This window comes from Amycolatopsis acididurans (genome assembly GCF_012328925.1).
Classification (GTDB): Bacteria; Actinomycetota; Actinomycetes; order Mycobacteriales; family Pseudonocardiaceae; genus Amycolatopsis_E; species Amycolatopsis_E acididurans.
On sequence record NZ_JAAXLS010000005.1, the window covers coordinates 65,247 to 91,378 of the forward strand.

Annotated in this window: 30 protein-coding genes and 2 tRNA genes; 13 read left to right on the forward strand and 19 right to left on the reverse strand. The window is 66.8% G+C overall.

The annotated features are described in order from the left end of the window. Positions 1 to 25: 25 nt before the first annotated feature. Genes yidC through rpmH form a run of 4 tightly spaced genes read right to left on the reverse strand, consistent with a single transcriptional unit; the run spans position 26 to position 2,025 of the window. Entirely contained in the window at positions 26 to 1,135 is a 1,110-nt protein-coding gene (gene yidC, locus HFP15_RS10400; RefSeq protein WP_168514099.1) for a membrane protein insertase YidC, read from the reverse strand. Positions 1,136 to 1,138: 3 nt separating this feature from the next. Continuing rightward, entirely contained in the window at positions 1,139 to 1,456 is a 318-nt protein-coding gene (gene yidD, locus HFP15_RS10405) for a membrane protein insertion efficiency factor YidD (RefSeq protein ID WP_168514101.1), read from the reverse strand. Then, a complete protein-coding gene (rnpA, locus tag HFP15_RS10410) occupies positions 1,453 to 1,857 on the reverse strand; it encodes a ribonuclease P protein component (protein WP_168514103.1) in 405 nt (134 codons plus the stop codon). Before rnpA ends, yidD begins: the two co-directional genes overlap by 4 nt. Before the next feature lie 24 nt (positions 1,858 to 1,881). Beyond that, positions 1,882 to 2,025: a 50S ribosomal protein L34 gene (gene rpmH / locus HFP15_RS10415; protein WP_027941633.1), complete on the reverse strand. Its 144-nt coding sequence runs from the start codon at positions 2,023 to 2,025 to the stop codon at positions 1,882 to 1,884. A gap of 539 nt (positions 2,026 to 2,564) precedes the next feature. Here rpmH and dnaA point away from each other — a divergent pair. The 9 genes from dnaA (at position 2,565) to HFP15_RS10460 (ending at position 14,423) form a co-directional block, all read left to right on the forward strand. Next, the gene (gene dnaA, locus HFP15_RS10420) at positions 2,565 to 4,172 is read left to right on the forward strand and encodes a chromosomal replication initiator protein DnaA (protein ID WP_168514105.1); all 1,608 of its coding nucleotides are present in this window, start codon (positions 2,565 to 2,567) and stop codon (positions 4,170 to 4,172) included. Between the two features lie 740 nt (positions 4,173 to 4,912). Next, a complete protein-coding gene (gene dnaN / locus HFP15_RS10425) occupies positions 4,913 to 6,046 on the forward strand; it encodes a DNA polymerase III subunit beta (RefSeq protein WP_168514107.1) in 1,134 nt (377 codons plus the stop codon). A gap of 33 nt (positions 6,047 to 6,079) precedes the next feature. Then, positions 6,080 to 6,970, forward strand: a complete 891-nt coding sequence (gene gnd / locus HFP15_RS10430) for a phosphogluconate dehydrogenase (NAD(+)-dependent, decarboxylating) (RefSeq protein ID WP_168514109.1) — start codon at positions 6,080 to 6,082, stop codon at positions 6,968 to 6,970. Positions 6,971 to 6,977: 7 nt separating this feature from the next. Beyond that, entirely contained in the window at positions 6,978 to 8,135 is a 1,158-nt protein-coding gene (recF, locus tag HFP15_RS10435; RefSeq protein ID WP_168514111.1) for a DNA replication/repair protein RecF, read from the forward strand. Between the two features lie 247 nt (positions 8,136 to 8,382). After that, on the forward strand, positions 8,383 to 8,877 hold the full coding sequence (locus HFP15_RS10440; protein ID WP_168514525.1) for a DciA family protein: 495 nt from the start codon (positions 8,383 to 8,385) through the stop codon (positions 8,875 to 8,877). Positions 8,878 to 9,058: 181 nt separating this feature from the next. Next, positions 9,059 to 11,026, forward strand: coding sequence for a DNA topoisomerase (ATP-hydrolyzing) subunit B (gene gyrB, locus HFP15_RS10445; RefSeq protein WP_168514113.1), 1,968 nt, complete (start codon positions 9,059 to 9,061; stop codon positions 11,024 to 11,026). 53 nt (positions 11,027 to 11,079) lie between these two features. After that, positions 11,080 to 13,602, forward strand: a complete 2,523-nt coding sequence (gene gyrA / locus HFP15_RS10450) for a DNA gyrase subunit A (protein WP_168514115.1) — start codon at positions 11,080 to 11,082, stop codon at positions 13,600 to 13,602. An 11-nt stretch (positions 13,603 to 13,613) separates the two neighbouring features. After that, the gene (locus HFP15_RS10455; RefSeq protein ID WP_168514117.1) at positions 13,614 to 14,318 is read left to right on the forward strand and encodes a DUF3566 domain-containing protein; all 705 of its coding nucleotides are present in this window, start codon (positions 13,614 to 13,616) and stop codon (positions 14,316 to 14,318) included. A gap of 31 nt (positions 14,319 to 14,349) precedes the next feature. Next, a tRNA-Ile gene (locus HFP15_RS10460) sits at positions 14,350 to 14,423 on the forward strand. Positions 14,424 to 14,590: 167 nt separating this feature from the next. Here HFP15_RS10460 and HFP15_RS10465 read toward each other — a convergent pair. Then, positions 14,591 to 15,475, reverse strand: a complete 885-nt coding sequence (locus HFP15_RS10465) for an SDR family oxidoreductase (RefSeq protein ID WP_168514119.1) — start codon at positions 15,473 to 15,475, stop codon at positions 14,591 to 14,593. Between the two features lie 87 nt (positions 15,476 to 15,562). Between HFP15_RS10465 and HFP15_RS10470 the strand changes: the two genes are divergently transcribed. After that, positions 15,563 to 16,135, forward strand: a complete 573-nt coding sequence (locus tag HFP15_RS10470; RefSeq protein WP_168514121.1) for a TetR/AcrR family transcriptional regulator — start codon at positions 15,563 to 15,565, stop codon at positions 16,133 to 16,135. A gap of 97 nt (positions 16,136 to 16,232) precedes the next feature. After that, positions 16,233 to 17,087 carry a YceI family protein gene (locus HFP15_RS10475; protein WP_168514123.1) on the forward strand — a complete coding sequence of 285 codons (855 nt, stop codon included), beginning with the start codon at positions 16,233 to 16,235 and terminating at the stop codon, positions 17,085 to 17,087. Positions 17,088 to 17,455: 368 nt separating this feature from the next. On the opposite strand, the gene mbp1 is transcribed toward HFP15_RS10475, so the two are convergent. Then, positions 17,456 to 17,689, reverse strand: coding sequence for a microaggregate-binding protein 1 (gene mbp1, locus HFP15_RS10480; RefSeq protein ID WP_168514125.1), 234 nt, complete (start codon positions 17,687 to 17,689; stop codon positions 17,456 to 17,458). A gap of 143 nt (positions 17,690 to 17,832) precedes the next feature. Between mbp1 and HFP15_RS10485 the strand changes: the two genes are divergently transcribed. Both HFP15_RS10485 and HFP15_RS10490 read left to right on the forward strand, forming a co-directional pair. Then, positions 17,833 to 18,021: a DLW-39 family protein gene (locus HFP15_RS10485; RefSeq protein ID WP_168514127.1), complete on the forward strand. Its 189-nt coding sequence runs from the start codon at positions 17,833 to 17,835 to the stop codon at positions 18,019 to 18,021. A gap of 30 nt (positions 18,022 to 18,051) precedes the next feature. Beyond that, positions 18,052 to 18,124 (forward strand) — tRNA-Ala (locus HFP15_RS10490). A gap of 109 nt (positions 18,125 to 18,233) precedes the next feature. Here HFP15_RS10490 and HFP15_RS10495 read toward each other — a convergent pair. The 13 genes from HFP15_RS10495 to HFP15_RS10550 all read right to left on the reverse strand — a co-directional run bounded on the left by HFP15_RS10495 (position 18,234) and on the right by HFP15_RS10550 (position 26,130). Then, positions 18,234 to 19,481 (reverse strand): tyrosine-type recombinase/integrase, encoded by a 1,248-nt coding sequence (locus HFP15_RS10495; protein WP_168514129.1) that lies wholly within the window; start codon positions 19,479 to 19,481, stop codon positions 18,234 to 18,236. Further along, positions 19,481 to 19,660, reverse strand: coding sequence for a helix-turn-helix domain-containing protein (locus HFP15_RS10500; protein ID WP_168514131.1), 180 nt, complete (start codon positions 19,658 to 19,660; stop codon positions 19,481 to 19,483). The genes HFP15_RS10495 and HFP15_RS10500 overlap by 1 nt, the downstream gene beginning before the upstream one ends. Next, the gene (locus tag HFP15_RS10505; RefSeq protein WP_168514133.1) at positions 19,657 to 21,003 is read right to left on the reverse strand and encodes a replication initiator; all 1,347 of its coding nucleotides are present in this window, start codon (positions 21,001 to 21,003) and stop codon (positions 19,657 to 19,659) included. The genes HFP15_RS10500 and HFP15_RS10505 overlap by 4 nt, the downstream gene beginning before the upstream one ends. 110 nt (positions 21,004 to 21,113) lie before the next feature. Further along, the gene (locus HFP15_RS10510) at positions 21,114 to 21,794 is read right to left on the reverse strand and encodes a DUF2637 domain-containing protein (protein WP_168514135.1); all 681 of its coding nucleotides are present in this window, start codon (positions 21,792 to 21,794) and stop codon (positions 21,114 to 21,116) included. Between the two features lie 22 nt (positions 21,795 to 21,816). Next, positions 21,817 to 22,047, reverse strand: a complete 231-nt coding sequence (locus HFP15_RS10515) for a hypothetical protein (RefSeq protein ID WP_168514137.1) — start codon at positions 22,045 to 22,047, stop codon at positions 21,817 to 21,819. Beyond that, on the reverse strand, positions 22,044 to 22,472 hold the full coding sequence (locus tag HFP15_RS10520; RefSeq protein ID WP_168514139.1) for a hypothetical protein: 429 nt from the start codon (positions 22,470 to 22,472) through the stop codon (positions 22,044 to 22,046). The genes HFP15_RS10515 and HFP15_RS10520 overlap by 4 nt, the downstream gene beginning before the upstream one ends. Before the next feature lie 32 nt (positions 22,473 to 22,504). Continuing rightward, on the reverse strand, positions 22,505 to 23,959 hold the full coding sequence (locus HFP15_RS10525; RefSeq protein ID WP_168514141.1) for an FtsK/SpoIIIE domain-containing protein: 1,455 nt from the start codon (positions 23,957 to 23,959) through the stop codon (positions 22,505 to 22,507). 150 nt (positions 23,960 to 24,109) lie between these two features. Then, on the reverse strand, positions 24,110 to 24,322 hold the full coding sequence (locus tag HFP15_RS10530; RefSeq protein ID WP_376768864.1) for a hypothetical protein: 213 nt from the start codon (positions 24,320 to 24,322) through the stop codon (positions 24,110 to 24,112). Positions 24,323 to 24,360: 38 nt separating this feature from the next. Then, entirely contained in the window at positions 24,361 to 24,633 is a 273-nt protein-coding gene (locus tag HFP15_RS10535) for a hypothetical protein (RefSeq protein WP_168514143.1), read from the reverse strand. Further along, a complete protein-coding gene (locus HFP15_RS10540) occupies positions 24,602 to 25,012 on the reverse strand; it encodes a hypothetical protein (RefSeq protein ID WP_168514145.1) in 411 nt (136 codons plus the stop codon). Before HFP15_RS10540 ends, HFP15_RS10535 begins: the two co-directional genes overlap by 32 nt. Then, positions 25,009 to 25,137, reverse strand: a complete 129-nt coding sequence (locus tag HFP15_RS43455; protein ID WP_281355539.1) for a hypothetical protein — start codon at positions 25,135 to 25,137, stop codon at positions 25,009 to 25,011. The genes HFP15_RS10540 and HFP15_RS43455 overlap by 4 nt, the downstream gene beginning before the upstream one ends. A gap of 171 nt (positions 25,138 to 25,308) precedes the next feature. Beyond that, positions 25,309 to 25,533, reverse strand: a complete 225-nt coding sequence (locus HFP15_RS10545; protein WP_168514147.1) for a hypothetical protein — start codon at positions 25,531 to 25,533, stop codon at positions 25,309 to 25,311. A gap of 264 nt (positions 25,534 to 25,797) precedes the next feature. Then, entirely contained in the window at positions 25,798 to 26,130 is a 333-nt protein-coding gene (locus HFP15_RS10550; protein WP_168514149.1) for a hypothetical protein, read from the reverse strand. Between the last annotated feature and the right edge of the window lie 2 nt (positions 26,131 to 26,132).

Sequence of the window (26,132 nt, forward strand, 5' to 3'; positions counted from 1 at the left end):
TTCGTCTCCTCTCCCGGGACCGGCGTCAGCGACGCTTCTGTCCCGAGCCTTTCTGTCCTGAGTTCTTGCCCCCGGATGCCGGCTTCTTCCGCTGCTGCGCCCTGCCGTTCTGCGGACGCTGTCCTTGCTGCGCGAAGCGATGGGGGGATCCGGCCTTGTCCTTCTGGCCGTTGGACTGCTTGGTGTCCGACGGGGTCTCGTCGGTGGTCTCGGTGTCCGAGTCGGTGGGCGTGTCGGTGGCCTTGGTCTGCTGCACCGGCTTCTGGCCCGGCTTCGGCTTCGCACCCGGCTTCGGGGCGAGCGAGTCGCGCTTCTCCTTGGCCGCGGCCTTCTTCGCCTCTTCTTCCTTGTCGATCTTCGTGTAGACGAGACGCTGCTGCATCAGGGTCCAGCTGTTGTTCGACAGCCAGTAGACGAGCAGGCCGATCGGGAAGAACGCACCGAAGACGAGCACACCGAGCGGGAAGACGTACATCGTCAGCTTCTGCATCATCGCGGTCTGCGGGTTCGCCTCGGCCGCAGCCGCGCTCTGCCGGGCCGCCGAGTGACGCGCGGTGAGGTGGGTCAGGATGCTCGCGAGGATCATCAGCGGGATCGCGACCGGGGCCACGTTCCAGTTCCACCCGCCGCCGGTCCCGCCGAGCACCGTCGCGTGGTGGATCGCGTCACCGATGTTGACGCCGAACAGCTTGGCGTGCAGATACGAATCCACGCCCTGCTGGTCGAAGAAGTAGTTGTTGGTCTTCGGGCTGCCGTCCTTCGGCTGGATCGAGAACGCACGCAGGACCCAGTTCAGACCGATGAACGCCGGGATCTGCAGCAGCATCGGAAGGCAGCTGCCGAGCGGGTTGACGCCGTGCTCGCGCTGGAGCTTCTGCATCTCCTGCGCCTGGCGCTGACGGTCGTTCGCGTACTTCTTCTGGACCTTCTTCAGTTCCGGCGCGAAGTCCTGCATCTTCTTCATCGACCGGACCTGGTTCACGAACGGCTTGAACATGATGCCGCGGATCGTGAACGTCAGGAACATGATCGCGAGGATCCAGGCGATCGCGTTGTTGTCGCCTAAGACGAACCCGAAGACTTTGTGCCAACACCACAGGATGAAGGACACGGGGTAGTAGATGAAGTCGAGCACTAGCTACTCCTCGGTTGACATGCCAGGTCTGGTGTGGCGCCAGGAGAAGGTCTCGGGCACCGGATCGCGGCCGGGTGTCGTCCACGGACCGCAGCGCAACAGGCGCCGCACAGCGAGGTAGGTACCGCGCGCAGCGCCGAAGCGAGTCAGGGCCTCAACCGCGTACGTGCTGCAGCTGGGATAGAACCGGCAGCTCGGCGGGAGGTAGGGAGAGATGAACTTGCGGTAGAAGCGGAGCGGGAGCAGCAAGACGTAGGCGACCGGGCCCGGCCGGGTCACTTCCCTGGGCTCGTCGCCGACCGCGCTCGTGGGTTCGTTCACGCCGGTGACCCATCATGCTCGTTCTCGGCCGGGCCGGGCTGTCGCCGGTCCGGGAGCAGGCGCAACCGCTTCAACGCGACGTCGAGATCCGCACCGAGCTCGGCGCTCGAAGCCTTGGCCGCCGGCGGGAGAGCCCTTATCACCAACGAGCTTCCGGCGGGAACAGTTCCGAGCCGGGCGGCGACCAGGTGGCGCAGCCGTCGGGAGACCCGGTGCCGGACGACAGAGTTGCCCACGGCCTTGCTCACCACAAAACCCGCCCGTGCCGGTACGGAACCGGCGGGCGGGTTCGAGGCCGGCAACGCGTGCACCACCAGGCGACGCCGCCCCGCGCGGGACCCCCGGCGCATCACTTCGCGGAAGTCCTCACTACGCCGCAGACGTGCGGCCGCGGGCAGCATGGCGCGCCTGGCAATGCTGCGTTGTCAGGCGGACAGCTTCTCGCGGCCCTTGCGACGACGGGCCGCCAAGATCGCACGGCCGGCGCGGGTGCGCATGCGCAGCCGGAATCCGTGCGTCCGGGCGCGTCGGCGGTTGTTCGGCTGGAAGGTGCGCTTACCCTTGCTCACGACTCTGCTTCTCCTGGTCTCGACATACCGGGGCGGCCAGTGCGGCCGACACCGTCAGGTCTGGGGTCTCCCCGCGAACTGCGGACACGCAAAGCTGCCCGCCTACGAGCGGGAGACCTTACGAGAGTACGCACCCGCCCCGGCCGCTTGTACACCGGCCCCCGGTCTGTACTCCGGAGGATCGACTGGCGACAGGCTGTAGACCGTGGAATCCTTACTACTCCAGGCGTCTTGTGGGACAGCGCCGGAGCTTGTTAGCGTGTCTCCTCTTGAGTCACCCGTTCGAGGTGCTCGGCGCCGCGGTCGGAAGGTGTGGAGGCTCTGACTGGCGTAGGTTGCAACCCGCAGATGGAGGCGCTGCGGGCCGCCGTACATTAGTGCACAGTTGTGGACAACTCTGTGGATGGCCGCTGCGCGCGGTGACTACGGGGAGCCGGTAACGCCGCTCTATGGAGTGGGCTGGGCGACCGGCAAGGGTGATTTGGACCGTCACAATTCCGGACGGTCGCCGGGGCGACGAGGGGAGGGGAGCTAGGTCGGTGTCCGAACACCAGATCAATCTGGGGGTTGTCTGGGAGCAGGTCGTCCGGGAGCTTTCCGACGGCACACTGTCGCCCCAACAGCGGGCGTGGATGCGTGTCACCCGGCCGATCGGCCTGCTCGACGGCACCGCCCTGCTCGCCGCACCGAGCGATTTCGCGAAGGAAGCGATCGAGCGCGCACTGCGCGAGCCGATCACCCACGCGCTCTCCCGCAGGCTCGGCCGGCCCGTCTCGCTCGCCGTCAAGGTCGACAGCGCCGAGGTCGCGCCACCACCGCCGCCCGTGCCGCAGTACTCCCCGTCACCCGACGGCGTGGAAAACGGAGCGTCGGCCGAGCCGCCGAACGCGCGGCCCACGATGCCGCCGCTCGAGGACGGTCTGCTGCCGCCGTTGCGCCGTACTCGCGTGCAGGCCGAGCCCGTGCGGCCGGCCGCGCCCGATGAGGACGGCGACGAAGAGGTCGATGAGGAAGGCGACGCGCTCGCCGCCGCCCACGAGATCTGGCCGATGTTCTCCGGCCAGCCGGTGGCGGGGCAGCCCTACACCGCGCCCGCGCAGCCGCAGACCTCGAAGACACGACTGAACGAGAAGTACACGTTCGACACCTTCGTCATCGGCGCGTCCAACCGCTTCGCGCACGCCGCGGCGTTCGCGGTCGCCGAGGCACCGTCGCGCGCGTACAACCCACTGTTCATCTGGGGCGAATCCGGTCTCGGCAAAACGCATCTGCTGCACGCGGTCGGGCACTACGCCCAGCGGCTGTTCCCCGGCATGCGCGTGCGTTACGTCTCGACCGAGGAATTCACCAACGACTTCATCAACTCGCTGCGCGACGACCGCAAGGTCGCGTTCCAGCGCCGCTACCGCGACATCGACATCCTGCTCGTCGATGACATCCAGTTCCTGGAAGGCAAGGAAGGAACTCAGGAGGAGTTCTTCCATACCTTCAACACGCTGCACAACGCGAACAAGCAGATCGTGGTCTCCTCCGACCGGCCGCCCAAGCGGCTGGAAACACTGGAGGACCGGCTGCGCACGCGGTTCGAGTGGGGCTTGATCACCGACATCCAGCCGCCCGAGTTGGAGACCCGGATCGCGATCCTTCGCAAGAAGGCCGCGCAGGACCGGCTCGCGGTGCCGGGCGAGGTGCTGGAGTTCATCGCCTCGCGTGTCGAGGCGAACATCCGTGAACTCGAGGGCGCGCTGATTCGCGTCACCGCGTTCGCGTCGCTGAACCAGCAGCCGGTCGACGTCGGTCTCGCGGAGATCGTGTTGCGCGATCTGATCCCCGATTCGCAGGCGCCGGAAATCAGCGCGCCGACGATCATGGCGACCACCGCCGAGTTCTTCGACGTGACGATCGACGATCTGTGCGGCCCCGGGAAAACGAAGGCGCTCGCGACGGCGCGGCAGATCGCCATGTATCTGTGCCGCGAGCTGACCGACATGTCACTGCCGAAGATCGGCCAGACGTTCGGCGGCCGCGACCACACGACGGTCATGCACGCGGACAAGAAGATCCGCAAGGAAATGGCCGAGCGGCGCCGGATCTACGACCAGGTGCAGGAGCTGACGTTCCGCATCAAGCAGCGCGCTCGTCAGTAACACCCGTTCCTCTCAACAGGGCGGCACACCACGGTGTGCCGCCCTTCTTGTTTTTGCGGGGCAACGCCGCGCCCGCCGGTGTCCAACTAGGACAGTGCCGCGACGCGACGCGTTTCTTCCTTCTATACCGGGGTAGTCGAAGGTTGCTCGCCTGTGATCCCAATAACGACAAGGCATCGAAAGAAGATCTGGGTCGCTCACAGGAGTGAAGAAACGGCGGCCGCTCCTGTGCGCGTCCCTGGGCACAAACCCACCCACAGCTGGGGAAGATTGTGTGGACAACTGTGGATGAATGTGGATGGACTGTGGGAAGTTCAAAACCATCCACCGCGGGCCCGAGTAGTCCACGTCCGGCAGTCCCCAGATTTCCACATCCCGACGCGCCGTCGGACCTGCGACGACGAACGCTGTCCACACAACCCACAGCCCTTATTACTGTCACTGCCTTTCTTGTCCTCAAGAAAATCTTCTAAAGCAAAAACAGGGGGCTGTGGACTTGGGGACAACGCGGCGGATCGTGACGTCTTGTCGACATGTCGATGGCCTGCCCCAAGTGACGGACCGGACGCGGGCGTTCTAACGTGGGTATCCACACCCAAGCCCGCACGTCGTTGGCGACATCGGCTCCGGGCCACACCACACTGACGAGATCCCTGGTCACGGCCATGCACGCGGCCGGACAGGGCCAGTTGTCGATCTTCTCGAGCCGTAGGGGGCTCGGCTGTCGAAAGGATGGGCGCATGAAGATCCGAGTCGAGCGCGACGGGCTCGCCGACGCCGTCGCTTGGGTGGCGCGCAGCCTGCCGTCCCGGCCACCGGTCCCGGTTCTGGGTGGGGTGCTGCTCGACGCCGGGTCCGACGGGACGACCGACGCCCTCACCGTGTCCGGGTTCGACTACGAGGTCTCCGCGACGGTCGGCGTCCCGGCGACGATCGCCGACGGCGGACGACTGCTCGTCTCCGGACGCCTACTCGCCGACATCACCAAGTCGCTTCCGGCGCAACCGGTCGAGATCTCCGTGGACGCGGCGCGCGCCTCGATCACGTGTGGCAATGCCCGGTTCAGCCTGCCGACCATGCCGGTGGAGGACTACCCCGCGCTTCCAGCCCAGCCCTCGCTCGCCGGTGAGGTCGCCGGCGACGCCTTCGGCCAGGCCGTCACCCAGGTCGCCGTCGCCGCGGGCAAGGACGACACGTTGCCGATGCTCACCGGCATGCGGCTGGAGATCACCGGCGACAAACTGACACTGGTGGCCACCGACCGTTTCCGGCTCGCGATGCGCGAGTTCTCCTGGAAGCCCGCCGAGGGAATGGCGGACGCCGCGGTGCTCGTCCCGGCGCGCACCCTCGCCGAGGCCGCCAAGTCGCTCGGCGCGAGTGGCGCCACCGTGACCCTCGGCCTCGCCAGCGGCGAGGGGCTGCTCGGGCTCGCCGGGTCCGGCCGCTACACGACCACCCGGCTGCTCGACGCCGAGTTCCCGCCCTACCGTCAGTTGCTCCCGGCGCAGCACTCGTCGCGAGCGGTGATCGGGGTGTCGGCGCTGTCCGAAGCGATCAAACGTGTGTCGCTGGTCGCCGAGCGTGGTACCCAGGTGCGGCTGGAGTTCGCGGACGGTTCGTTGCGACTGTCCGCGGGTGGTGACGACGAGGGCAGCGCCGAGGAAGAACTTCCCGTGGAGTACGAGGGCGACCCGGTGACGATCGCGTTCAACCCGGGTTACTTCGTCGACGGTCTCGGTGCACTGCACACCGACCGTGCCGAGCTGACCTTCACCACGCCCAACCGTCCGGCTTTGATCAAGCCGGCTGACGAGCAGGGCCAGGTCGTTCCTGGTTACCTCTACTTGTTGATGCCGGTCCGCCTGCCCGGCTGACCGGTCGCGCGAAGACAAAAGGGGAGTTTTCCAATGGTTCAGCTCGGACTTGTCGGCCTCGGCAAGATGGGCTTCAACATGCGCGAGCGGCTGCGTGCCGCCGGGCACGAGGTGATCGGCTACGACCGCAACGCGGAGGTGAGCGATTCTTCCTCACTGGCCGACCTGGTGTCCAAGCTCGACGGTCCGCGCATCGTCTGGATCATGGTCCCGGCCGGCGGTCCGACCAGGGACACCGTCGCCGAGCTCGGCGAGCTGCTGTCCGAGGGCGACCTGGTGATCGACGGCGGCAACTCGAAGTTCACCGACGACAAGCGCAACGCCGAGGCGCTGGCCGCACACAAGATCGGTTACCTCGACTGCGGTGTGTCCGGTGGCGTGTGGGGCAAGGACAACGGGTACGGCCTGATGGTCGGTGGCGCGAGCGAGGACGTCGAGCGCGCCATGCCGGTCTTCGACGCGCTGCGTCCGGAAGGCCCGCGCGAGGAGGGTTTCTCGCACGCGGGGTCGGTCGGCGCCGGGCACTACGCGAAGATGATTCACAACGGCATCGAGTACGGCGTGATGCAGGCCTTCGCCGAGGGCTTCGAACTGCTCGAGGCCGCGAAGGTCGTAAATGACGTGCCCGCCGTGATCAAGGGCTGGCAGCGGGGCACCGTGGTTCGCTCGTGGCTGCTGGACCTGCTGGTCCGCGCGCTGGACGAGGACCCGGAGCTGGACGACCTCGAAGGTTATGTCGAGGACTCGGGCGAGGGCCGCTGGACCATGGAGGAAGCCATCAACAACGCGGTGCCCGCGCCGGTGATCTCGGCCGCGCTGTTCGCCCGGTTCTCCTCGCGGCAGAAGGACTCCGCGGCGATGCGTGCGGTCGCCGCGCTGCGCAACCAGTTCGGCGGGCACGCCGTCAAGAAGGTCGGGCAGTAGGCCTGAAGTGTACCTCCGTCATCTTCAGGTCACGGACTTCCGGTCATGGGAGCACGTCGACCTGCCGTTGACACCCGGCGCGACCGTGCTGGTCGGGCAGAACGGCCGGGGCAAGACCAACCTGCTGGAGGCCATCGGCTATCTGGCCACGCTGGGTTCGCACCGCGTGGCCACCGACGCGCCGCTGATCCGTCATGGTTGCGAACGTGCGCTGGTCAGGGCGGCCGTGGTCAACGACGACCGCGAGCTGACCATCGAACTGGAGATCACGCCCGGCAAGGCCAACCGTGCGCGAGTGAACCGGGGCGCGGTCGGCAAACCGCGCGACATTCTCGGCATCCTGCGCACGGTGCTGTTCTCTCCCGAGGACCTGGCGCTGGTACGCGGCGATCCTGGTGAGCGACGACGGTTTCTCGACGAACTGCTGGTGCTGCGCGCGCCGCGGTGGGCGGGGGTCCGGTCCGACTACGACCGCGTGCTGCGGCAGCGCAACGCGCTGCTGAAGACGGCCGGTAAGAGAAAAGGTGCGCGCGAGGACCCGTACGCGCTGTCCACGCTCGAGGTGTGGGACAACCATCTGGCCACGGTCGGCGGGCAGTTGCTCGCGGCGCGGCTGGACCTCGTCGCCGATCTCGCGCCCCACGCCGCGGCTGCGTATATGGGGGTCGCGCCGGACTCGCGGCCCGCGAAGATCGCCTACCGGTCGAGTCTGGGCGAAGCCCTTCCCGAGGGATACGGAAATCCTGGGGAAGAACGCGCCGATCCGGCCAAGCTTGCCGATATCCTCGTGCAGGCACTGGCCGAGGTGCGGCAGGCTGAACTCGACCGTGGGATCAGCCTGGTCGGGCCGCATCGCGATGAGCTGGAGCTCATCCTCGGTGAGGCCCCCGCGAAGGGATATGCCAGTCACGGTGAGTCGTGGTCGTTCGCGCTCGCGTTGCGGTTGGGCTCGTACGAACTGCTGCGTGGCGAAACCGGTGAACCGGTGTTGCTGCTGGATGATGTATTCGCCGAGCTCGACCGGCGACGGCGGGCCAGGCTCGCCGAGGTCGCGGCCGGCGCCGAACAGGTGCTGGTGACGGCGGCGGTGGACGAGGACGTCCCCGAGGAACTGGCGGGGACGCGGTTCGCGGTGTCGAACGGGGAGGTCAAACTTGCCGGATGAGTCCTCAGCAAGATCCAATCAAGCACGCGGAGTGACCGGGGCCACACAATTTACCCACCGATCTGGGGATAACCCTGTGGATAGTGTGGATAACCCGGTGATCGCGTTATCGCCCGGCGTGATCAAGCGGCTGAACGAAGCAACTGAGAATCCCCAACCGTGGGGTAACCCGAGGGAGCAAACCCTACCGGCAACGGATCGTGACGCCGGAACTGGGCCGAACGAGGCACCGGGATCCGGGCGTGACCTGGCGCGACAGGCGCTCGCGGCGGCCAGGGCCAAGGCCGAGGCCAGAGGTGTGGAACCCGGGGTGCGCAAGCCGGGCCGGGCGAGTGACTACGGACAGAGCCCTCGGCGCCGCCGCTGGTCCGGCCCCGGCGCCGACCCTCGCGACCCACAGCCACTCGGCCGCCTGGTCTCGCGGCTGTCCGCCGAGCGCGGCTGGGCTCCCCGGCTGGCCAACGGCCAGGTCTTCGGCGAGTGGGCACAACTGGTCGGCGAGGAGGTCGCCGAGCACGCACAGCCGGTCGCACTCAAGGACGGCGAGCTCACCGTCCGTGCCAGCTCCACCGCCTGGGCCACCCAGCTTCGGCTCCTGCAGGGGCAGCTGCTCAAGAAGATCGCCGCGGCCGTCGGCCACGGAGTCGTCAAGCGCATGCGCATTCACGGCCCCACCGCGCCCAGCTGGCGCAAGGGTTTGCGGCACGTTCCGGGACGCGGTCCCCGCGACACTTACGGCTGACACTTGAACGCGCCGTGATGCCTCGACATGACGCAGAGCCACGTCGGCACTCGTCCGGGTCTGAGTTCGTGGCTCTGTGACCAAATCAGGGGTGTCCTTGCCGCATGTCAGCGAAGGTGGGCAAGTAGACTGGACAGGGGAGCGGGGATCCCTTGGGCGAGACTGAGGAGAAAGCAGGCCTGTGGCAGCCAAGCAGAACGACTACAACGCGTCCTCCATCACCGTGCTCGAGGGGCTCGAAGCCGTCCGGAAGCGTCCGGGTATGTACATCGGCTCGACCGGCGAGCGCGGCCTCCACCATCTTATCCAGGAAGTCGTCGACAACTCCGTCGACGAGGCGATGGCCGGGTACGCGACCAAGGTCGAGGTGACCCTGCTCGCCGACGGTGGCGTCCGCGTCGTCGACGACGGCCGTGGCATCCCCGTCGACATGCACCCCAAGGAGCAGCGGCCGACCATCGAGGTCGTGCACACGGTGCTGCACGCGGGCGGCAAGTTCGACAGCGACTCCTACGCGGTCTCCGGTGGTCTGCACGGCGTCGGCATCTCGGTGGTCAACGCGCTGTCCTCGGCACTCGACGTCGAGGTCCGCCGCGACGGCAGGCTGTGGAAACAGCACTACGACCGCGCGAAGCCCGGGGAACTCGTGGACGCCGGCCCCGCCGACTCCACCGGGACCACCACCACGTTCTGGGCCGACCCCGACATCTTCGAGACCACCACGTACAACGCCGAGACGGTCGCGCGCCGGCTGCAGGAAATGGCCTTCCTCAACAAGGGCCTGTCGATCACCCTGCGGGACGAGCGCGTCAGCGAAGAAGACACCGAGACCGACGTCGACGGGCAGCAGGCGCGGGTCAAGGAGCGCGTCTACCACTACCCGGGCGGTCTCGAGGACTTCGTCAAGCACATCAACGGCAGCAAGGACCCGATCCACAAGAGCGTGATCTCCTTCGACGCCAAGGGAGACGGGCTCGAGGTCGAGGTCGCGATGCAGTGGAACAACTCGTTCACCGCGTCGGTGCACACGTTCGCCAACACGATCAACACGCACGAGGGCGGCACGCACGAGGAGGGCTTCCGCGCCGCGCTGACCCGCGTCGTCAACGTGTACGCGCGCGACAAGAAGCTGTTGAAGGAGAAGGACGAGAACCTCTCCGGCGAGGACGTGCGCGAGGGTCTCGCCGCGATCGTCTCGATCAAGCTCTCCGAACCGCAGTTCGAGGGCCAGACCAAGACCAAGCTGGGCAACAGCGAGGCGAAGTCGTTCGTGCAGTCCAAGACGAACGAGTGGCTCGCCGACTGGTTCGAGCGCAACCCCAACGAGGCCAGGACGATCATCAACAAGGCGGTGTCCAGCGCGCAGGCGCGGATGGCCGCGCGGCGCGCGCGGGATCTGGTGCGCCGCAAGGGTGCGATGGACATCGGCGGCCTGCCGGGCAAGCTCAAGGACTGCCAGTCCACCAACCCGGAGGAGTGCGAGCTCTACATCGTCGAGGGTGACTCGGCGGGCGGTTCCGCCAAGGAAGGACGCGAGTCGCGGTTCCAGGCGATCCTGCCGATCCGAGGCAAGATCATCAACGTGGAGAAGGCCCGCATCGACAAGGTCCTCAAGAACAACGAGGTCCAGTCGCTGATCACCGCCCTGGGCACGGGCATCCACGACGACTTCGACATTTCCAAGCTGCGCTACCACAAGATCGTGCTGATGGCCGACGCCGATGTGGACGGTCAGCACATTCGCACGCTGCTGCTGACGCTGCTGTTCCGCTTCATGCCCCAGCTCATCGAGCACGGCCACGTCTATCTCGCTTGCCCGCCGCTGTACAAGATCAAGTGGCCGCGGTCGGAGCCGGAGTTCGCGTATTCGGACAAGGAACGCGACGGACTGCTGGCCGCGGGTGCCGAGGCCGGGCGCAAGCTGCCGAAGGACGACGGCATCCAGCGCTACAAGGGTCTCGGCGAAATGAACGCCGAAGAGCTCTGGGAAACCACCATGGACCCGGCGCACCGGCTGCTGCTGCAGGTGACGCTGGACGACGCGGCCGCGGCCGACGAACTGTTCAGCGTGCTCATGGGCGAGGACGTGGAAGCACGCCGCTCGTTCATCACCCGTAACGCCAAGGACGTCCGCTTCCTCGATGTCTGATCAGCCCAATGTCCACAGTGCACTGACTCTGCTTTTCCTTTGAGAAGGACCTCATGACGGAAACCTTGCCGCCGGATCACGATCGCACCGAACCGGTCGACATCCAGCAGGAGATGCAGCGCTCCTACATCGACTACGCCATGAGCGTGATCGTGTCGCGGGCGCTGCCGGACGTGCGCGACGGTCTCAAGCCGGTGCACCGTCGCGTGCTCTACTCCATGTACGACTCGGGTTTCCGGCCGGACCGCGGCTACAACAAGTGCTCCCGCGTCGTCGGCGACGTGATGGGCAACTACCACCCGCACGGTGACTCCGCGATCTACGACGCGCTCGTGCGGTTGGCCCAGCCGTGGGCACTGCGGTACCCGCTCATCGACGGGCAGGGCAACTTCGGCTCGCCGGGCAACGACCCCGCCGCGGCCATGCGGTACACCGAGTGCCGCCTGGACCCGCTGGCGATGGAGATGCTGCGGGAGATCGACGAGGAGACCGTCGACTTCTCCGACAACTACGACGGCCGCGCCCAGGAGCCGGACGTCCTGCCGGCGCGTATCCCGAACCTGCTGGTCAACGGCACGTCGGGCATCGCGGTCGGCATGGCGACCAACATCCCGCCGCACAACCTGCGCGAGGTCGCGGACGGCATTTTCTGGGCACTGGAGAACCCCGAGGCCGGCGAGGACGAACTGCTCGCCGCGCTGATGCAGCGCATCAAGGGGCCGGACTTCCCGACGAAGGGCCTCATCCTCGGCACGTCCGGGATCGAGGACGCCTACCGCACCGGCCGCGGTTCGGTGAAGATGCGCGCGGTCGTCGAGGTCGAAGAGGACGTCAAGGGCCGTACGACGCTGGTCGTCACCGAGCTGCCCTACCAGGTCAACCCGGACAACCTGGTCGAGAACATCGCGTCGCTGGTGCGTGACGGCAAGCTCACCGGCATCTCGGACATCGCGGACGAGTCCAACAGCCGACGCGGTATGCGGATCGTGGTCACGCTCAAGCGGGACGCGGTCGCGAAGGTCGTGCTGAACAACCTCTACAAGCACACCCAGCTGCAGTACAACTTCGGCGTCAACATGCTGGCCCTGGTCGACGGCGTGCCGCGCACGCTGCGGCTCGACCAGGTGGTGCGGCACTACGTCAAGCACCAGATCGAGGTCATCGTCCGGCGCACCCGGTTCCGGCTGCGCAAGGCCGAGGAACGGGCCCACATCCTGCGTGGGTATGTCAAGGCGCTGGACATGCTCGACGAGGTCATCGCGCTGATCCGGCGGTCGCAGACCGTGGACATCGCCCGCACCGGCCTGATCGAGCTGCTCGACGTGGACGAGATCCAGGCCAACGCGATCCTGGAGATGCAGCTGCGCCGGCTGGCCGCGATGGAGCGCCAGAAGATCATCGACGAGCTGGCCGAGATCGAGGCCAAGATCGCCGACCTTAAGGACATCCTGGACAGGCCGGAGCGGCAGCGGCAGATCGTCAAGGACGAGCTGACCGAAATCGTCGAGAAGTACGGTGACGACCGGCGCACCCAGATCATCCCGTTCGACGGCGATGTCTCGGTCGAGGACCTCATCGCGGTCGAGGACGTGGTGGTCACCATCACGCGCACCGGGTACGCGAAGCGGACCAAGACCGATCTCTACCGCTCGCAGAAGCGCGGCGGCAAGGGCGTGCAGGGTGCGCAGCTCAAGCAGGACGACATCGTGCAGCACTTCTTCGTGTGCTCCACGCACGACTGGATCCTGTTCTTCACCAACAAGGGCCGGGTGTACCGCGCGAAGGCGTACGAACTGCCCGAGGCCAACCGTGCCGCGCGTGGGCAGCACGTGGCGAACCTGCTCGCGTTCCAGCCGGACGAGGAGATCGCGCAGGTCATCCAGATCCGCGACTACGAGGTGGCACCCTACCTCGTGCTCGCCACCAAGCGCGGCCTGGTGAAGAAGACCAAGCTGAGCGATTTCGACTCCAGCCGTTCCGGTGGGCTGATCGGCGTCAACCTGCGTGAGGGCGACGAACTCGTCGGCGCGGTGCTGGCCGGTCCCGAGGACGACCTGCTGCTGGTGTCGGCCGAGGGCCAGTCGATCCGCTTCCACGCGACCGACGAGGCGCTGCGGCCGATGGGCCGGGCGACGTCGGGTGTGCTGGGCATGCGGTTCAACGAAGGCGACGAACTGCTCGCACTCAACGTGGTCAAGCCGGAAAAGTTTCTGCTGGTCGCCACCGACGGCGGCTACGCGAAGCGCACCGCGATCGAGGACTACCCGGTGCAGGGCCGCGGAGGCAAGGGTGTGCTGACCATTCAGCACGACCGGAAACGTGGCAGGCTGGTAGGTGCGCTCATCGTGGACGTGGATGACGAGCTGTACGCCATCACGTCCAGCGGTGGGGTCATTCGCACGGCGGCCGAGCAGGTGCGCAAGGCAGGTCGGCAGACCAAGGGCGTGCGTTTGATCAACCTCGGGGAGGGAACCACTCTGCTCGCGGTCGCGCGCAACGCGGACGAGCCCTCAGGCGTCGGTAATGGTGAGGGCACACCCAGCGAAGAGACCGGCCCAGCAGAAGAGCCGCAGTAAGGACTTGATCAGTGACATCGCCCGAGAACCCGGAACGGCCAACCGCAACCGGTGAACCGGCAACGCCGCCGTGGCAGCGGCTGAGCAAGGACACCCGCAACGGCACGACCGAAGCCAAAACCGAGTGGTTCCCGAGCGGCCAGTCCGGCGAAAATGTGCTGTACTCGGAGCAGAACGGTGGCACCCGACCGGTGGTCACCGGAACGGCTGCGCAGGGGTTGTTCGGCAACTCCGCGGAGCCGAACGAGGACGCGCTAGCCGGCCTGAGGGGGCAGGAAACAGTGAGTGTGACCAGCCCTGGCACCAAGGGACGCTCCGCGCCGAGCGCCCTGCGGCGGCCGGGCCGTGGTCCGCGCCGCGCGAGCCTGCAGGTCAAACGGTTCGACCCCTGGTCGGTGCTGAAGCTGTCGCTGGTCCTCGGCGCGGCGATGTTCTTCGTGTGGCTGGTCGCGGTCGGTGTGCTGTACACGGTGCTGGACGGCATGGGCGTGTGGGACAAGCTGAACGGCACGTACTCGTCCCTGGTGTCCGGCGAGGGCGGCAGTGCGCCCGCCGACCCGCTCATCAGCGCGGGCCGCGTGTTCGGCATCGCAGCCATCCTCGGCGCGATCAACATCGTGCTGCTCTCGGCACTGGCCACGGTGAGCGCGTTCATCTACAACGTGTCCGCCGACCTGGCCGGCGGCCTGGAGGTCACCCTCTCTGAAAGGGAGTAGAAGGCATCCTGTAGTCTTCTTGACGTTCCAGGGGCCCATAGCTCAGGCGGTTAGAGCGCTTCGCTGATAACGAAGAGGTCGGAGGTTCAAGTCCTCCTGGGCCCACACAAAAGACCGGTCCACGCAAGTCGTGGGCCGGTCTTTTTGTTGGGGCGGCGATGAGTAGGACGACCACGTTCACGATCCGAGCGCGGTTTCTGCGATTTCGGCGCCCATGTCGACACACTGACCGAGCAACAGGCGGTCGAGCTGGAGAAGGCAGCTCCAGTTCGTCATTCCCCGGTGAAGTAGTGCCCGTTATCGAGGTCCGCCAGCAGACCGGGGTGAACCTGCTCCCAGCCCAGCAGCTCGCGAGTTTCGGCGCTGGACATGGCGTTGTCGATCGTCATGAACGGGGCGAAGTACCCGAAGTGGTCCGCGGCCTTCTCCGAGGGAATGCTCTTCGCCTGGACGCCGAGGTGGCGGCCGATCGTCTCGGCGATCTCGCGCACGGGCACGCCCTCGTCGGTCGTGGCGTGCAACTGCGCGCCGGCCTTTGCTTTCTCCAGCGCCAGCCGGTACAGGCGCGCGAGGTCCTTGGTGTGCACGGCCGGCCACCGGTTCGTCCCGTCGCCGAGATAGCCGGAAACGCCTGTGCGCCGGGCGATTCCGATCAACGTCGGCACGAACCCCGACCTGTCTCGCGTGCTGTGGACGACCTGCGGGATCGCGATCCGGATCGAACGGATGCCGCGGTCGGTGAGTTCGCCGACCGCGCGACCGACGGCGAATCGGGGGTTCGCGGCCGCGAGCGAGGGATTTTCGGCACCGGTGAGTCCCATACCGATCCCGATGAAGGCCTTGCCGGTGCCGGCCAGCGCGTCCCCGAAGGCCTGGACCACGGCCAGATCCCTGTCGGCCGCACCGGCGAAGTCTCCGGCCCGCATGCTTTCGTGATCGAACGCGAGGTGGACGACCGCATCCGTTTCGGTAGCCGCCTCACGCAGGCCGTCCAGATCGGTCAGGTCGCCGCGCCGCACCTCGGCGCCAAGCGCCTTCACCGCCGCGGCCGACGCCTCGGACCGGGCGAGGCCGACGACCTCATGCCCGGCCTTGACTAGTTCAGGAACGACGGCCCAGCCGATGTGACCGCTCGCGCCGGTGACCAGGACACGCATGATTTGTTCTCCCGTCTAGTGATGTGACTTGGTAACATCACTATAGCAAGAGTGACGGTACTGAGTCACATCACCTATCGTGTACTCATGGCACGTTGGGAGCCGAACGCGAGGCAGCGGCTGGTCGTAGCCGCGCTCGACCTGTTCACCGAGCAGGGATACGACGACACGACGGTCGCCGAGATCGCCGAGCGGGCCGGGCTCACCAAGACCACCTTCTTTCGGCACTTCCCGAACAAGCGAGAGGTGCTCTTCGCCGGTCAGGACATCCACGGCCGGCTTGTCGCGGACGGGATCGCCGGCGCACCCGAGGCCGCCACCCCACTCCAGGCGGTCGCGGCCGGTCTGGACGAGGTCACCGCGAGTTTCACCCAGGCGCAGCGCGAGTTCGGGCCACGACTGCAGGCGGTCATCGCTGGACACACCGAGCTGCAGGAGCGCGAGGTGTTCAAGCGCGCCCACCTTGCGGCGGCCATGACGGACGCGCTGCGCAAGCGCGGGGTCGAGGAGCTCGCCGCGAACCTGGCCGCCGATCTCGGTGCCCGTGCGTTCTCCCGCGCGTTCACCCGGTGGGTCGAGCCCGCCAACGAACGGACTTTCACCGAACTCGCACGTCAAGCGCTGGACGAGTTACGCAACGCGATCCGCGCACTCGAGTGAGTAGTCGTGGTGTGTCGTGCGTTACGGGGATCGGTGTCACTTTTCCCTGCTTGTCTAAGGTGCCGTTGGGGGCCTGCGAACAGGATGGGAGTCAGCGATGTTCGGGCGCTTGCTGCGCAAGGACGGCCGCAAAGGTGAGCCGGTCACTTTCGACGGTGGCGTCGGCCTGGTGAGTGCACGTGTCCGCGACGAGCGCGGCCGCCCGCTCTCCGGTGCCGAAATGACGCTGCGGCACAAACGTTCGCAGCGGCTGAGCACGGTCAAGGCGGACGACTTCGGGCTGGCCGTCTGCACGGCGTCGGCCGGCACGTACGGCGTCGCTCTGAGCGCGGGCGGCTATCGCGAGTCCAGTCACCTGGTCGAGGTGGCCAGTGGTGACCACACCGCGCTCGGCGACGTCGAACTCCAGCCGGACACCGGGCTGCGGCTGCCCGAACCAGGCGAGTGGACCATCGACCCGGACCATTCGTCGATCCGATTCGTCGCCCGGCACATCGGGCTGTCCCGCGTGCATGGCCGGTTCACGAGTTTCCAGGGGCGGATCAACGTCGGGCAGCGGATCGAGGACTCGGCCGTCGAGGTCGTCATCGACGCCGCGAGTATCGACACCGCGGCCGACAAACGCGACGAACACCTGCGCTCCGCCGATTTTCTCGACGTCGATCGCTTCCCGAAGCTGCATTTCTACAGCGACCGCGTTCGCCAGGTGGCGGGCGACCGGTGGCAGTTCGACGGCACGCTGAACCTGCGCGGCGCGAGCCGCGGCGTCCGGCTCGACGCGACCTACCTGGGCCTGCGCAGCTGGAACGGCGACCGCCTCGGCGCGGTCGCGACGACCGAGTTGCATCGCGAGGACTTCACGATCAACTGGCAACAGACGATCGCCAAGGGCCTCGTCGTGGTCGGCTCGACCGTCGAAATCCAACTCGACATCCAGGCGACGCGCGCCTAACCGACGTCGGCAACGACGCAGGCGATGTTGTCGGCGCCGCCGTTGCGGTTGGCCAGTTCGATCAGCTCGTCGTGTCAACTGCCGCAGGTGACCATCGGCTTCGACATCGGTCCGGTAAGCCGCAATCTCGGTGGCCGCGCGAAGGCGAGCGCAGTACCGCCTCGATACGAGTCGTAAAGCCGGAGCGCCTTGGGTGACAAATGCGCGGCACGAGCGAACGCGCCGATGGTCAGGAACCCCCCCAGTGACCTCCTCACGGCTCACCCTTGCCCCGGGGGAAGGTCAACGCTGCCACGGTTCCACGTGGAACGGCCAGGGCGGACGGGGAACCTTGCCGCGTCAGCCCTGGCCGTAGCTTGGGGGCGTCGTTACTGTTCGGTGCGCTCGCGTGCCTCCTTGGCCTCGGCGCGCTGACGCGCTTCGTCGGCCTCGGCCTCACGCTGGGATACCTCCTGCTGCGCAGCGGCCTTCTCCTGCTGCGCACGTCCCTCACGCTGGGCGGAGTCGTTGCCGAGGACCGTGCCGAGGGTCTCCTTGACCCGGCCCTTCACGTCCTCGACGGCACCCTTGACGCCTTCCTGGCGGTCTTCCTTGTCGGTCATTCCTGTCGCTCCTTGTCGATCGCCTTCGCTATCCGGCTACCCGGCCCCGTGGTGACTATTCGTGCTGACGACCATGCGAAGGCCCGTGAACGACGTGCAGTAGCATCGATGAGGTCAGCGGGAACTTCGAGAAGGGGCTTCACGTGAAGAAGCTGTTGGCGCTCGCGGTCATCGCGGGTGGTGTGCTGTTCGTGATCAAGCGCAACAAGGACGCCAAGGCCGAAGCTGAACTGTGGCGCGAGGCCACCGCCCCGAGCGACAAGCCGTTCAGCACCGTCTCCACGAACGGCTCCACCCCGGCCAAGGCTGCCGGCGCGGGCCACAACAACTGAACTTCCGCGGGCGCCCAGCCGCCCGCGTCAGGGGCTGTAGCTCAATTGGTAGAGCGCTGCTTTTGCAAGGCAGAGGTCAGGGGTTCGATTCCCCTCAGCTCCACAAAGGATAAAGCCCTCTGACCAGCAGGTTCAGGGGGCTTTGTCCACTCCGGCATGATCTTCTGCCCGCCGCGAAACCCGCGAAGTCAGCGAAAAGTCAGCATCGCGGGCTATGAGGCCTTCTCGTCGTCTTCCGGGTCGTCGTCTTCCGGGTCGTCGTCCTCGGGATCGTTGAGCACGTCGAGGATGGCGTCATGATCCTCCGTCTTGCGGACGTAGAACTTCAGCGTGGTGGTGACGCTCTCGTGCCCCATGACCTTCTGCAACTTGTTTGGCGGAACGCCGTCGTCGGCAAGCCAGGTGCCGTAGGAGTGCCGCAGGTCGTGGAAGCGAATACCCCCTGCCTGGTGGCGGGCCACGTGGATGACCGCCTCCCGGCGCTTGTCGAAATGCTGTGACTGCTTATTGCCGTCCGCGTCCGTCCAGATGGCCTCGAAGCGTTCATCGTCATAGATCTTTACCTCACCCAGTAGCCCCGCCCGCACAAGAGCCGGTCGCCAGACCCGAGACCGAAACAACGTGCGCCGTAGCGGCTGACCGGCTTCGTTGGCGAAGATCAGTCCGCCATCTTCCGGCCGATACCGCGTGAGGTGCTCTCGCAACAGGTCAGCAGCCCAATTCGGCAAGGGCACTGTGCGCGCTCCAGCACGGGACTTCGGATACGGCTTGAACGAGGTGTGCCCGCTGACCTCGATCACTGTGCGGATCACTCGAACCGCGGGCTTGTCGCCCAGGTTCACCGCATCGGTGCGCAGCCCCACCACCTCGCCCCAGCGAAGTCCGGTGCCCGCGGCGACCGCGACAAGAGCCCGGTACCGATCTGGGACGACGGGCAGCAGGAATTCACGCAACTCCTCCCGGCTGATGATCCGGTCGTCGGTGTCGCGTTGGCGGATCTTCGGGAGGGTGACGTCCTCGCATGGGTTGAGCGTGACCAGCCGGTTTCGTACTGCGGAGCGCATGACGTTCGAGGTGAGTTGCAGGCACTTGCTCACCATGGAGCGGGACAAGTGCCGAGCCAGCTCCGTCACCCATTGCTGGACCGCCAGATGCGTGATCTTGGCAAGCTGCCAGTCACCCCACTTGGGGAGGACGTGGGTTCGCATGACCGAGATATCGCGGGCGGTTGTTGTCGCCTCGGTGGTCCGTGCTGCAATCCAAGGCTCAGCGTGGTCTCGGAAGCGAGTCTTACCGGCCGCTGGCGAGACGTACGAACCGCTGGCCTTGGCCGTCTCGATCTCGGCGAGGAACCGCTGAGCCTCGCGCTTGGTCGGGAACGTCTTTGCCTTCTGCTTTCCAGCCGGATCACGCCAGTTGGCCCGCCAGCTTCCGGCAGGGGTCTTGTTGATGAAGCCCATCAGGCCGCTCCTTCCCCGCCGTCAAGCCATGCGTGGAACCGGTCACGCGGTATCAGCCATCGCTTGCCGAGTCGAACAGCGGGAATGTGGCCCTCGCGAACCTGCTGGTAAGCAACTCCACGGTTGATGCCGAGCAGTTCGGCGGCCTCATCCACGGTGTAGGTGACCTTCTGACTCATGATTCGTTCTCCTTTTTCTGTTTGCGGGTTGTGCGTTTGCGTTGGTAGATGGCTTCGGCGAGTTCACGTTCGGCGTCGTTGGCGTGGCCGGTGCCGGTGAATTTCCAGTGATTGACCACGAGCACGGTGTCGGGTTGGGCGCCGAGGGTTTCCAGGGCGGCGTGGTGTTGCCAGAGGCGCCGTTCGGTGCGGAGGTGCTTGAAGGTCAGGGAGTAGCGCTGGCTTTTGGTGAGGAAGTGGCCGCGGAAGCCGAGCATGTGCGCCCAGCGGCGCAGGAAGGTCAGATCCTCGTTCGCGCCGAGGTCCCAGGCGGCGGTGATCATGCGTTTGTGGTGGGGGTGCACGGTGAGGTGCTCGATGTCGCGTTCGGAGCGCACGGGCCGGTCGGGGGTTTCGCTGGTGGAGGTGCCTTTGGTGGCGTATTTGGCGATGTAGCCCGCTAGCGCCTGGTCGCTGAGCTGCCCGCGCCCGTCCTCGACGTGGTCGGGGCGGTTGATCACGCGGATGTCGAGTTGGGTGCCCCAGGTGAAGGTGTGTTCCTCCTCGCCGCCGTCGAGGGTGAGGGTTTTGGTGACGCGGGTGGTTTCCGCGGCGGCGCGTACGGCGTGGTCGAGGAGTTCGGTGTCTGCCCAGTCGGGGGCGGGGTCGTGGGCGCCTTCGGGGCCGTCGAGGCGGATGACGGCGTGGAAGTGCACGAGTCCGCGGCGCTGGTATTCGGCGACTTTGGCATAGGACAGGCGTGCATGCTGGCCGAAGTCGTTGGCGCGCAGTCCGGCGGCGGTGGCGAGTTCGCGGCGGAGCTGGATGGTGAAGCGGTGCCACAGTTCGCTGGCGTGGCCTTGCCACAGCACCGCGCCGCGGTAGTCGTAGGCGCCGGGATCGATCGCGGTGCCCAGCCGGGGGTCGTCGGGGTGGTGGAACTGGCCGCACGGGCAAGGCCGCGGTTTGCCGTGCCGGGTGGTGGGGCGGGTGTGCACGGTGCCGAAGGAGGGGGCGGTGAGGGTGACGAACAAGCGCGGCTTGTCGGCCACCTCGTGGGGGATGGTTTTGCCTCCGGCGACTCCGGCGCGGATGAGGTGGAAGGCGTCGGCGGCGTAGCGCTCGGAGCAGGCGGGGCAAACCGAGGAGCGGCGGTTGCCGCAGGGGGCGTAGATGGTGCCGATGTGCCGGTCGAGGACGTGGCCGGTGGTGTGGTCGATCAGGGTGCGCTGGCCGGTGAGGTGCACGGGTTTGAGGCATCCTCCGGTGGCTTCCACGCGTGCCCGCCAGCGCCGGTAGTCGGGTGCGGCCAGGCGGTGCTGGATGCGGGCCGCGAGGTCGAGATCAACGGGTGTGAGGGCCATGGGTGCTCCCTGGGGTCGTGCGGGAATGGGAAAAGGGCGGGCCGACGCGGCGTGAGGGGTGCCGGTGGCCCGCCCTTTCCGGGGGCGCGCGGGGAGGAGTCCGCGCGGGTTTAGGTGGTTGCGGGGTGGTGGTTGACGCTGGTGTTGAGCTCGTCCACGAGGGTGGTGAGCAGGGCGTCGGGCAGGTTCACCGCGGCAGTGATGTCGTCGGCGGTGACGGGGCGGCCAGCCTGGTGCGCGGTTTCGGTGGCGCGGGTGAGGTTGGCCCGGACACCGGCCGGCAGTTTCGCCAGGGTTGAGCCCTTCGTTTCGGCCGGCACGTGTGCCGGACGTGACGCGGTGGCTGCGCTGGCCGGTGCCGACTCAGCCGGTGGCGGTGGCTGGTCGGTGTCGTGGGGTGCTCGGCGCATGAGGAGCTTGACCACGACGAGGAATCCCAGCGCGGGCATGGCCGCGAGCAGCCAACCCGCAGGGGTGCGGGGTGCCAAGGCGACTTGCGCGGCCATCTGGATGACGATTCCGGCGACCAGGACCACGGCGGGGAAGGTGATGCGGCGGCGGTCGGTGCCGGTGCGGTGGTCGCGGTGGAGTTCGAATCCGGCGACGATCGCCATGCCCTCGATCACCACGGCGTCGGCCCAGGCGAGCCATCCGGCTTGTCCGTTGTGGACGGCCCAGTCGTGGGTGTGGGTGAAACCCGCGGCCGCGCCGATCCCGCCGAGCACGATGGTGACGGCCAGACGGATACCGGTGACGAGGTTGCGCCGCGGTGTGGTGTCGGGGGTGGGCATGACGACCGGTTCTCCTTTCGAGTTATCGGCTGGTTTCGCGGCGGATGCTGTTGACCTCGTGCCGGTAGCCCGCAGCGTGGGCGCGCCACTCGCGGAACAGGCCCACGCTGATCACCAGCCAGGCGGTGAAGGTGATGGCAGCAGCCAGGGCGAAGCCCCAGAACCCGCTGATCACGGCTTGTTCGATGACGACGGCGAGGATGGCGGCGAGGGTGAGTTTGGTCCAGGACCACAGAAACGACAGGGTGATCACGCCACAGCCCTCCGGTCCTGTTCGTCCCGCAAGGTCAGGGCCAGCCGGTACACCTCGTCCGGGGTGACCGATTCGCGCGCACCGGGGGCCAGCCGGACATGCCGCTTGACCAGCCGGTGCGGGATTCCGGCGTAGACGCGGAAGGTGATGCCGTGCGGGCCACGGCCGGTCAGCGTGATGTGCAGGTCCCTGCTGGCGGTGTGCCACCAGTCGCCGGTGACGCCGGTCAGCCGGTGCGTCCAGACCAGCAGCGATCCGAGGGTGTGCACGGGGTCGCTGCTGTGCCGGGGCTGGAGGGAGACCTCGTGATCACGTGGGGCCAGGGTGACCGCGACCGGTTCGGGTGCGGGGGTGGCGTGGACGTAGCGGATGACCGCGGCGGCCAGTTTCGGCACGGTCGCCAGCGGTGTGAGTGCGGTGGTCATGGTGACAGGTGTCCTTTCTGGACGGATGTGGGTCAGGCGGCGATGGGGACGACCACGCCGGTCGGGTCGTCGCCGTCGTCGCGGGTGAGGGGGGTGCAGGTGGTGACGAGTTCGGCGATGTCCTCGTCGGTGACCAGTCCGGCGCGCACCCGGATCGGGGTGCGGGTGGTGTTGGTGATCCGGTAGCCGATTCCGGCGTAGTCCTCGGTCATCGGGATCTCGTCGGCGATCGCGCCCCGTAGGCGGGCGTGGTCGCCCAGCACCATGTCCACGTAGTCCGAGGAGGTGGTGCGCAGGCAGATCCGCACGGTGAACAGGTCCCGGATCGGCACGATGTCCTTGGTGGGTTCCTGCACGTAGGCGCACACCGCGAATCCGGCTGCGCGGCCTTGGGTCATGATCTCGCCCAGCAGCTTGTTGACCTGGTAGGTGACGTTGCGTCCACCGAGGGCGGTCAGCATCGCCAGCTCGTCGATCATCAACACGTGCAGGGGTGTTTCTGCCGAGACCTCGACCTTGCGTAGTCCCTGGTCCCGCAGTAGTTCCTGACGCTGTTTCATGGCGTCGCGGAACCGGGTGATCAGGGCGACCATGGCGTCGGTCTCGTCTTCGAGCTCTCCGGTCTGTTCGAGCACGACATTGGGGTCGGTGCTGGTCGCGTAGCGGTGGAACAGGGGCCGTCCCTGCTCGGTTTCCATGCCGCCCTTGGGGTCGATCATCCAGACCTTGACCAGGCCGTCGCGGATCATCGGCCCCATCGCCCGCAGCGGGTTCCACAGCAGCCCGCCCTTACCGGAGCCGGTGGCGCCGTGCACTAGCCAGTGGTTGCCGAGCAGGGGTTCGCTCCAGGCCTGCCCGTGCTCGGTATCGCCCAACTCGAGCGCCGTCAGGTCCACCTCGTGGGCCTCGTCGGGGATCTCGACGGCGGGCACGATCTCGGTGAACGGATTGCCGTAGACCGCGGTGATGGTGATGACCCGCGGTTTGGCGTTCTCGATCGCGAGCACTTCGGCGCCGAGGGCGGCGGCCAGCTCGTCACGCCGGCCTTGGAAGGTGCGCACGGACTGGCCGCGGCACAGCTTCACCGTGACTACATCGATCGTCGGGGTCGGGGAGGTCACCTTGAGCACGCGGGGGACCTGCCAGGCGCCGGTGCGGCGGTCGATGCGGGTCAGTTCGCAGGCGTCGAGGTTCCGGCGCCACGGGTAGCCGTGGTAGCGGGTCCAGCGGCGCCGCACGGCGCGGAAGCGGGGTGCGGCGTGCCGGTGGTAGGTGTCGGGGTCGATCCGGCGCCAGGCGACGGCGGCGGTGAGCAGACCGGCGGCGACACTGCCGGTGGTGACCGGCCCCAGCTCCAGCACGCTGGTGGTGACCGCGGTCGGGGTGGCGAGCACGCCGGGGTGGCGGGCCAGCCAGGCGGCCGCACGGACTTCCGCGCCGCGCCGCTTGCCGCTCGGACGGTTCTGAGTGTTGTTGCGGGTGGCCATGAGTGGTGATCTCCCAGGTAGTCGAAACACAGAAGGTGGGCCGGGACGAGAAAGGGCCGCGCCCCCGCGGTGTGGTCACCGACTGGTGGGGGTCACGGCCCAGCTACGTCCCGATATGCGGTTGTCATGGGGAAATGGGCGACGGTGGTGCTAGTGGCGCCTGGCCTTGACCGGGTGGTTGCTGAACATCGGCTTGGCGCCTTCGAGTAGCACCGTCGCGTTGGCGATGGAGCGGGCCACGTGGTCGTGGTCCTTTTTGAACCCGGCGAAGCGGATCGGGATACCGCGCATCGATTCGCGCAGGCCACGCATGGCTTTATCCACATCCATCAACCGGTCATCAAGCTGGCGTTGCGTCATCACGGACAGTCCTTTCCGAAACAGGTGGGGTTTAGCGGGCTTTAGACGCGCCAGGCGCGGGAGAGCAGTTCGGCCTTGTACTCGATCGAGGCTTGGCGCAGGGTGTCCAGGTCCGCGGAGGCCTTGCGCAGCGCGGCGGTGACCTCGGCCTTGGTGGGCACTTGCCAGCCCTCGAAGCGGTTGCCCCCGCCGCCCTCGCGCATCTTCTTCGACAGCGCGGTCAGCTCGTCCACGGCCAGCCGGGTGGTGTTGATGGCCTCCTCGAACTGCTGATAGCGGCGCCTAGCCTGCTCGTTGATCGTCTGCGACTGCATGTCGTGCGTCCTTTCCTGCTATCGGGGCCAGTGCCCGCCACTGGCGTGCCTTCTCTTTCGACTTCCGTGGCACGAGCACCGAATTGCCCGGACCCTCGCGCCCTCCGCACTGGTAGGTGTGCACACCGCCTTTCGTGAGCCAGTTCGTGTCCAGCAATTGGTGAACCATGTGGGCCTCGTCGGCGGTGGTGGCCGTGATCTGGTTTTTGGATTCCTTCCGGTACACCTTTTCGGCAACCCCCACCAGCACGTAGCCCTCAAGCTCAGCAACCTCTAACACCTTTTCCACCAGGCTCATGTCATTCGTGATTCGCCGCCCCGAAGCCTGATCGGCGGCGGTGATCGTGTTTCCGAACAAATCCCGCTGTGTCCTGGTCATGAGCGCGCCACCTTCATCGCGATCGCTGCGGAGCCCAGCAGCGTGAGCACTCCCAGTACCGGCACCGCGACCGTCAAACAGCCCACGATCACCAGCCACACCAGCCCCATCAATGCGTTCGACATCGTTGATCTCCTCTCCTGTCAGGGTTTCCACTGGCAGCCGCACACCGTGCAGGTGCACACCCCACACGAGGCGAACCAGTCACCATGGCCGTTCGGGCACGTCATCACGCACCCCGCTTCGGGCCGTGCGGATCAAACGTGGACAGCCCGTCCAGGCGGGCCGGTAGCGTGCTAACCATCGGTCTTCACCTCGCTCAATTCGTTGGCCACACGGGAAACCTGCGTGTAAAGGTCGTTGACCTGCTCGATCAGGTGGGCCGACTTCCGCGTGAAGTGCTCACCCGCCCCACTGATCGACACTGACGCGGACTCCAAGGACCGGGCAGCGCCGTCCAAGGAACCCATCGCCGTCCGGTAGTCCTCGATCAGCGCGTTCAGCCCTTGACTGCTGATCACGGCAAGCTCTCCTCGAATTCGATTGACAATCCACCGTTGCGCATTTCCGATTACCTCGATTCGTTGTCGTGGTAGAACCCCAAAGCTTCCGGAGAAATGAGCCCGGAAACTAAGGCGCGCCACCACAAAGGCGCGAAAACACGGCGTTTTTGGGCATAGCTCGGCTCACTCTGTAATTGTCAATGAACACAAAGTGCCCTTGCCCGACTCGAACGGGCCACTAACCAGAAATTAGGAAGGGCTCCCCGGGAATCGAATTCCCGATCAGGCGGCGGGCTTCAAACCACCCGCGGCGAAGGCCACACCCGAGACGGTCTCGCCACGGTCGTTCTTGAACGAGTACGGCGACACCCGGGCATCGATCAACTCGACCAACTGCCCCTCCTCGAAACCCTCACCGGGATCGGTCTCCAAAGTCACGCGGATCTCCTCGCCCTTCGACCCGCTGGCCTTCGCGAACAGCGACACCGCGAACCGAGTCACGCCATCCACGGTCACCACCTCCTCGCGGCCGTCCTTGTCCTTGCGGGTCTTCATCGCCGGTGCCTCCGCGACTCGAAGCCGGTAGCCGCTCAGGTTGACGGGGATGTTCCTCATTT